Annotated in this window: 8 protein-coding genes, 2 tRNA genes and 2 pseudogenes; 7 read left to right on the top strand and 5 right to left on the bottom strand. The window is 33.2% G+C overall.

The annotated features are described in order from the left end of the window. Positions 1 to 303, top strand: a pseudogene (locus tag BG20_RS09270) (NADH-quinone oxidoreductase subunit L); the annotation flags it as partial. 13 nt (positions 304 to 316) lie between these two features. Then, entirely contained in the window at positions 317 to 1,801 is a 1,485-nt protein-coding gene (locus BG20_RS09265) for an NADH-quinone oxidoreductase subunit N (protein ID WP_010194352.1), read from the top strand. Here the strand turns inward: BG20_RS09265 and BG20_RS09260 are convergent. Further along, entirely contained in the window at positions 1,791 to 2,642 is an 852-nt protein-coding gene (locus tag BG20_RS09260; RefSeq protein WP_010194348.1) for a polyprenyl synthetase family protein, read from the bottom strand. The genes BG20_RS09265 and BG20_RS09260 overlap by 11 nt on opposite strands. A gap of 45 nt (positions 2,643 to 2,687) precedes the next feature. After that, positions 2,688 to 2,781 (bottom strand) — tRNA-Glu (locus tag BG20_RS09255). A 79-nt stretch (positions 2,782 to 2,860) separates the two neighbouring features. Here BG20_RS09255 and BG20_RS09250 point away from each other — a divergent pair. Then, positions 2,861 to 3,493, top strand: a complete 633-nt coding sequence (locus BG20_RS09250; RefSeq protein ID WP_010194346.1) for an iron-containing redox enzyme family protein — start codon at positions 2,861 to 2,863, stop codon at positions 3,491 to 3,493. A gap of 41 nt (positions 3,494 to 3,534) precedes the next feature. Next, positions 3,535 to 3,608, top strand: a tRNA-Ile gene (locus tag BG20_RS09245). Positions 3,609 to 3,721: 113 nt separating this feature from the next. On the opposite strand, the gene pyrE is transcribed toward BG20_RS09245, so the two are convergent. Next, positions 3,722 to 4,327, bottom strand: coding sequence for an orotate phosphoribosyltransferase (pyrE, locus tag BG20_RS09240; protein WP_007402299.1), 606 nt, complete (start codon positions 4,325 to 4,327; stop codon positions 3,722 to 3,724). A 50-nt stretch (positions 4,328 to 4,377) separates the two neighbouring features. Between pyrE and BG20_RS09235 the strand changes: the two genes are divergently transcribed. Beyond that, positions 4,378 to 5,460: a nickel-dependent lactate racemase family protein gene (locus BG20_RS09235; RefSeq protein WP_010194344.1), complete on the top strand. Its 1,083-nt coding sequence runs from the start codon at positions 4,378 to 4,380 to the stop codon at positions 5,458 to 5,460. Here BG20_RS09235 and BG20_RS09230 read toward each other — a convergent pair. Then, positions 5,452 to 6,558 carry a site-2 protease family protein gene (locus BG20_RS09230; protein ID WP_010194342.1) on the bottom strand — a complete coding sequence of 369 codons (1,107 nt, stop codon included), beginning with the start codon at positions 6,556 to 6,558 and terminating at the stop codon, positions 5,452 to 5,454. The two genes, BG20_RS09235 and BG20_RS09230, sit on opposite strands and share 9 nt — an antisense overlap. A 75-nt stretch (positions 6,559 to 6,633) precedes the next feature. On the opposite strand from BG20_RS09230, the gene BG20_RS09225 reads away from it, so the two are divergent. Both BG20_RS09225 and BG20_RS09220 read left to right on the top strand, forming a co-directional pair. After that, positions 6,634 to 7,131 (top strand): GNAT family N-acetyltransferase, encoded by a 498-nt coding sequence (locus BG20_RS09225; protein WP_007402296.1) that lies wholly within the window; start codon positions 6,634 to 6,636, stop codon positions 7,129 to 7,131. Positions 7,132 to 7,169: 38 nt separating this feature from the next. Beyond that, complete coding sequence (locus BG20_RS09220; RefSeq protein WP_007402295.1) at positions 7,170 to 7,388, top strand: hypothetical protein; 219 nt, start codon at positions 7,170 to 7,172, stop codon at positions 7,386 to 7,388. Here the strand turns inward: BG20_RS09220 and BG20_RS09215 are convergent. After that, a pseudogene (locus tag BG20_RS09215) lies at positions 7,389 to 7,702 on the bottom strand (class I SAM-dependent methyltransferase family protein); the annotation flags it as partial.

The following is a 7,702-nucleotide window of genomic DNA, read 5'->3' as shown; positions in this document are numbered from 1 at the left end:
GATCCAATAAAATTTGTAAATTCAAATATTTTCTTTTATGCAATTCATAAAGTTATTTTAAATCGTTTTTATCTTAATGCAATTATCTATTGGTGCTTTGTTGTAGCTCCATTATGGCTATCACGAGGAGTTTTCCGATACTTTGAGAAGACTGCTATTGATTATGGAATGAATAATGGATTCCAAAAAGCAGTAAGCTGGAGTGCAAAAGTTGTTCAAGGAACTCAAACTGGTGTAGCACAATCTTATCTATTCGTATTTGGAGCGGGATTACTATTTGTAATCCTGATATTGTTGATATAGGAGATATGATGAAATGTTAGAAATTACTTCAACTCCATTAGTAATAATTGCAATACTTGGTACTGTAGGTGTTTTGTTACCTATAATCAGCATTGCAAGAAAGGAAAAGGGTTCAAACTCATTTTATGCAATTATAGCATTTGCAGCATTGATCGTATCAATTGGATATGTTGCATATCAATTCATAAATGATAATGTACTTCCTTCAGCTCTATTTTCAGAAGATGTTCTTGTAGATGATGCATTTGGTGGATTCTTTGCAATTGCAATGTTAATTGTTGCAATTTTCACTACAGTTGGCTCATTTAATTACATGCGAAAAAAGAATTACCCTGCTGTTTACTACTCCTTGATACTACTTTCAACAATTGGTATGGTGTTAGTAGCATATTCCACTGATTTGGTAATGCTTTTTGTTGCATGGGAGCTTATGAGTATTCCAACATACGTTCTTGTTGGATTTATGAAAAAGAACCCAAGTTCAAATGAAGCAGCACTAAAGTATTTCTTGTTTGGAGCATTATCTTCTGCAATTATTGTTTATGGCATTTCATTATCTTATGGATTAACTGGCTCAACAAATATTGGCGAAGTTATTCAGGGTTATGCTACTCTTGATGCTACATTATTGCCTTTAGCATTGTTATCAGTTGGAATGTTTATTGCAGGATTTGGATTTAAGATGGGTTTGGTCCCATTCCATCAATGGTTACCTGATACATACGAAGGTGCACCACCAACAATTACAACTCTCCTTGCAGCTGGAACAAAGAAAGCTGGATTTGCTGCAACAATTAGAATAGTTGTTCTAGGAATGGTGGTGCTTAATCTTGATTGGACTTTAGCTCTTGGAGTTATTGCAGTTATGACCATGACTATTGGTAACATTGCTGCAATAATGCAAAAAAATCTTGCAAGAATGTTAGCTTACTCTAGTATTGCTCATGCTGGCTATATTTTGATTGGACTTGCAGTATCTCCTTACAGCTCACTTGGTTTACAAGGTTCTCTCTATCAAATTTTGAATCACGCTGTGATGAAAGGCATGGCTTTCATAGCAGTCACGGGAATAGTAACAACGCTTGCCGTAACTCATATCGATAAACTCAAAGGACTTGGTAGACGAATGCCTATAACCGCATTTGGATTAGTGATCTCCTTATTTGCTTTAGCTGGTGTTCCTCCACTTGCTGGATTTTGGAGTAAACTAATGTTATTTGGTGGTGCATTAGATGCAGGTTCAACTATCTGGTGGGCACCATGGCTTGCAATTGCTGGTGTTCTAAACAGCGCACTATCATTAGCCTACTATGGTTGGATTACAAGAAAAATGTACTTTGAAGGAGAAACTGAAAAAAGAGTACGTGAACCAAAATCTATAATTGCAATAATGGTATTCTCTATAATATTCCTAGTTGGATTCGGTGTTTATCCAGATCCAATTATTAAATTTGTAGAGTTTGCTGCACCTACATTTAGCTTAGGTATTATGCCTTAAACGTTGTAAATTTTATTAGATTATCCAAATTAATTTTTGCGTCGTTATTTGGAATTTTTCTTAAGCTTGTTCTAGCTTTATCTGAATACTCTTTTAGTAGTTCTTCCATTTTATTAAAAACATCTCTTGGATCAGAACTTTTCTTGATTAGTAAATTAAATAATTTATCTTCGTTTTTCCAGTCTAACAAATCATCTCTTATTTGATACGCAATTCCTATGTTTTTCCCATATTCTGTAAGTGCTTCTATCTCTTCTTCACTTCCACTTGCAATAATTGCACCTATTCTTGCTGCAACTTCAAATGCTGTGGCGGTTTTGTATTCAATCACTTTAAGATAGTCGTCAAATGTAATATCTTCGCTGCTTTCTAATCTACTTTCAATCATTTCTCCCTCACTCATCAACATAGCAGTAGTTGCCAAATCTTTTGTAATTCTTGCATTGTCTAATCTTGAAGAAATTGCAAGGATTAAACCCAATACAAAATCTCCAGTTAGGACACTTGTATTGTAGCCATATTTGATATGAAACGGCTCTTTCTGTCTTCTCATAGTTTCGTTGTCTATGATATCATCATGAATGATAGATTCCATATGTAGAAACTCTACAGCACAAGATGCAGCTAAAGTATTATCGTCTATTTTTCCTACACTTTCAGCAGCCAAAGATAGGATGATTGGCCTAATTCTTTTCCCCCCCTCTAGTGAATATCTTAATGGCTCAATGAACTCTGATTCTGAATATAATGATAATTCTCTATCTAATGCCTGGTTAATTTTATTGATATACTTTCCATATGTTTCAAGTAAAGGATTAATCTCGATATTTTTCCTGTCCAAGATAATAAGCCTATTCAAAAAACTTTGTCATTAGTAATTAAATCTTGGTGCTCCAGCCGGGATTTTCATCGTTAGATTTTGAACCCGGGATCACTGCCTTGAAAGGGCAGTATGCTTGACCGGTCTACACCACTGGAACCCAACAAAAATGGGTAATTTGTCCATAAAATCTTTTGTAAACCCCAAAGATTTTTTATTGGCTGATTTAGATATGTGATATGAATCTAATAAAACGAATCGACGAAATGATTGAAGAAAGAAGTTTACTTAAACATCCATTCTATCAGATGTGGTCTGATGGAAAACTAAATCTGGATTCTTTAGCTGGTTATTCTAAAGAATACTTTCAACTTGTTAAAGCAGTACCATCATTTATGACTCCTATTATAGAAAAAGCTCCAAATCACGTGATTAATGAATTGATAAATAATCAACAAGAAGAATCTGATCACATCAAATCTTGGATTAAATTTTCTGGAGAACTTGGAGTTTCAGAAAATGAATTAATTAATTACAAAGGATTAGAAAAAACTAGAAAATCTGTTATGGATTTATCTGAGTTGATGAGCACCTATGAGGGTGGAGCATGTGCAATGTATGCCTTTGAAAAAGAAATTCCTAAAATCAGTCAAACAAAACTTGATGGATTGGCAGAATTTTATGGTATATCTACAGAAGAAGCAACAGAATACTTTAAACTTCATACTGAGGCTGATATTCGACATGCAGCTTCCTGGAAAAATATTCTTGAAAAAGCATCAAGTGATTCTGATAACTTGATTCAGATTGCAGACAAATCTATTTCTGCACAAAATCTATTACTTGATAGTTGTTATGAAGCATATTGTTAAACTCATAACATTTTATACTGAAGAAAAAATCCCTTTGCTTAGGGCCCATAACTCAGCTTGGTAGAGTACCCGGCTCATAACCGGGGAGTCAAGGGATCGAAGCCCTTTGGGCCCATATTATTTCCGTTAGTTTTAAAATGAGCACAGACAAAATTTACTGGCTGCAATGAAGAATCAGAGTTATATCTGAATGATGATTGAAAGGCATTTGTCTGAGCCGCCAAAAAGTTATTTCTCAATTTGTTTTCTTACTTTTTCTAAAATATCATCGCTAACAAGTTTTTGTTCGTGTAATGCTTGTGTTATTTGGATTATGTTGACTAATGAGTACATTTTCACTCCTAATTCTTTTAGAGTTTCTTCTGCACCTTCCATTCTGTTTACAATAACATATGCATCTTCTATTACTATATCTGATTCTCTTAATGATTTTATTGCATTTACAACAGAACCTCCTGTTGTTGCAACATCGTCTATCATTACAACTTTCATTCCTTTGGTGATTTGCCCTTCGACTGATTTAGAAGTACCATAATCTTTTGGTTTACTTCTTACGTAGATTAATGGTTTAACCGTTTCAATTGCTAATGCTGATGCAATGATTAAGCCTCCAGTGGGAACTGATACTAGCGAATCAAAACGATCTAATCCTGTATTATCTATGATGTTATTTTGCAGATGTTTGATCATGGATCTGAATTGGTGAGGATAACTAGGAACTAGTCTCAAATCTACATAGTATGAACTTTTTTTGCCACTTGCTAGAGTAAAATCTCCAAATTTTATAACTCCTTTTTGATACAAAAATGTTGAAAACTCTTTTACAAATTCCATATCTAAATTAACTACAGTGGATTTATTTTGGTTTGTATTGTGTACTAATCATGCCTGAAATCTGGTTAAATTATGGTATTACTGATGTTGTTTTGGATATTAGAGCAGAAAATTTAGAACAAAAAATTGATTCTGATGGTAAAACCCTAGAAGATTCTGAGATCAATGAAAAATTGAGTTCTATTGATTTGACAAAACCTATGGAATTAGTAGTTTTACATAATTCAAAATCAATTCAAAAAATCATCTCTTCATTATTTACAATATGTGAGCAAAAATCACTACCATTCCCTAAAATCTTGGCTGAAAAAAAAATTATGAATCTTATAAAATCTGGATTACCTGAAGGTAGTTCCGTTAATGAATTTGACAACATAGATTCTTCTAATTCTAATCTTGTTTTTATTGGAGAAATGGAATTTGATGGTCTCTTTGGATATGAGACAATTTCTACTAGGTTAATTAAAAAATTTGGTCAGGAATCTATGCTTTCAGCATATGCAAAAAGAAAGAGCAATTTTCCATCTCCTGGACAATTAACAGAAAGTTTTAACGAATCAAAAAAGTTTGTTGATAATTTTGAAATCAATGCCATTGAAATAGTTGCAAATTCTCAAGGAATTGTTGATTTTACGTTTGGACATCCCTCAGAAACTACTTCAACTACAAAAACACTTGAATCCTTTGCAATCAAAGACATTGGTCATCATAAATCTATGATTCTAAGTACTGGAAAGGATTCAAGTAACGATAATCTTGGAAAATCTTTATCTTCTTTATGGAATTGTGCAAGCGCGATACAACATGGAGGGTTGTCTATTTTAGTTGCAGAATGTAAGTCAGGGTTGGGTTCTGATGCTCTTCAACAATACATCGAAGGTAGATTAAGTCTTGAACAGCTTAGAAATCCAACAAAATACATTTCAGGAATGGAGGATTTGTTATTCTTATCGGAAATTCAAAAGAATTTTCAAATTGGATTAGTTTCTATTCTTCCAGAATATTATGTAAAAAAATTGAACATGATTTCTTTATCTGGAATAAAACCTTCCTTGGATTATATTCTAAAAACACAAGGTGCAAGACAAAAGGTTGCAGTTGTAATTGATGGTTCTAGAGTTCTATTAAGGTGAAAAACCACTTAAAAAATTTGATGGAATTGGAGCGCACAACACAGCTAATCCTATAATTCCGACATATGCCATTTTTCTTCTTTTTGATAATGGTGATACATCATCTAATGGAATCGCGCTAGGATTTCTTGAGCTTAGAACAAGAATCAGCATTGCCATTAACCAGTAATTTAGTAAGACAAGAATTGCCATACTACCAAACGTTGCATATCTGTGACGTTTTGCTCCTAGTAATGTTCTTGCCATATGTCCACCATCTAGTTGCCAAGCTGGAAGTAAATTTAAGAAAGTAATTAAAAATCCAATCCACGCTGCAAATAGAACCGGTGTCATGATCACCTCATGCCCAGGACCACCTTTTCCAAATAATGCTAAACTTGCAGTCATTAGTAATGGTTCACCTTGATTCCATTCCATTAATTTTGAATCTGCAAAAAGTCCTTGTGCAATATCTTCTTGTAATATAGGTGCAGTATATGCACCATAAATTGAAACTATAATGGCAATTACTAATCCTGCTATGGGCCCCGCGATTGCTACATCAAATAAAATTTCACGATTGATTGTTAATCCACGTGATTGAATGAATGCACCAAAAGTTGGAATTCCAATAACTGGTAATCCTGGTATGAAAAATGGCCACGTTGTCTTTAGTTTGTGTATTTTAGCTGCAATTATGTGTCCTAACTCATGTATTCCTAAAATTCCTAAAAGTGAAAGTGTGTATACTCCTGCCATTTCTAGAGGATCTCCAATGTTTATGATAGAATTTGTTCCTTCAGTTCGATAATATCCATCAATCATAACAAAGGCGATTACAATAGCAAACAAAATTCGTGGAGTCCAAGATGTGTTTAACCACTTCCTTTGTTTTTTTGGAGTAAATTTTTGAATTATAATGTACTTTCCGTCTTCCATTTGTTCAAGTTTACAAACATAGTTGATATTTTCCAATTTTCTTGCTAAATTCTCAAATTTTGATTTAAAATCAATATCGTCAATTCTAAATTCTAACGAATACATTTCTCTGTTAAATTGACTTACTTCAAACAACGAATTAACTAAGGAAATTACATCTTCCTGAAATGGGTCACTCATAATGCTACGGCTATTTCTTTCCATTAAATGGTTTTGTAGTTTAAAATTAAATATTGATAACAAATTATACTATACATGCAAGTAATTCTAAGGCAGCTGGGTGACTGTAATATACGACGTGCAGAACCTAGCGATCTAATACCTGTTATGGAAATTAATCTAAAAACTCTCCCAGAACACTATTCTGATTATTTCTATGAAAGTCTTCTTGCAGAAATTCCAGAAGCCTTTATTGTTGCAGAAATTGGAGGAAAGCATGTTGGTTATATCATGTGTAAAACTGAATATGGTTTTTCTAATTTTAAAAAACTAGGATTTGTAAAAAAAGGTCATGTGGTATCTATTGCAGTTCTTCAAGAGCATAGGAAAAAGGGAATTGGTAAAGCTCTAGTTGAAGAATCTGTAAATGGTGTTAGACTAAAAAAATGTGATGAATTTTATCTTGAGGTAAGATGTAGCAATAATGAAGCTGTTAGATTATATGAAAAACTAGGCTTTGTTATCAGACAAAAACTTAATGCATATTATCGTGATGGCGAAGATGCATATCTTATGGCAATTGAACTGGACTAATTCAAACTAATAAATAACTCAGAACAAACTTTATCGGAATGGATAAGCGTAAAGGAATGGGAATCACAATTTTTGTTTTGTGCATTACTGCATTCTTTCTTTATGCATATTTGTTGATGTTATCTGAATGGAGTCCTATAGTATTACAACTATCAATTTTGATGATTGCAGGTGGAATTCTAGGTGTTGTAGCTTGGATTGGTTATGTTATGGCTACCACAAAGCCTTCATCTGCGTCAATATCTGCAGATGATTGATTATTTTGAAATCTTCACATCTACAACTGTTTGATAGTATCTTGGTCCAACAGGTCTAACTATTTTTGATCCTAAAATTTCTGATTTAACTGGAGTTACTTGCAAATAATGCTCTTCTGAAAGTTTTCCTGCCTCTGATTTCTTGTCTGCATGAATGTGAGAATAATAATGAATTATTCCACCGCTTTTTGTTGTATCGATTGCAGATTTTAAAAATTCATCTGATCTTTCTGGTAGTAGCATTAGAGTTCTATCTGATTTGTTTTTTAATTGCTCTTGAATAATTTTTGCTGCATCTCCATTTATTGATATTA

The sequence above is a fragment of the Candidatus Nitrosarchaeum limnium BG20 genome, from assembly GCF_000241145.1.
Classification (GTDB): domain Archaea; phylum Thermoproteota; class Nitrososphaeria; order Nitrososphaerales; family Nitrosopumilaceae; genus Nitrosarchaeum; species Nitrosarchaeum limnae.
The sequence above is the reverse complement of the archived record's forward strand: the minus strand, read 5'-3'. Positions and strand labels throughout refer to the sequence as shown.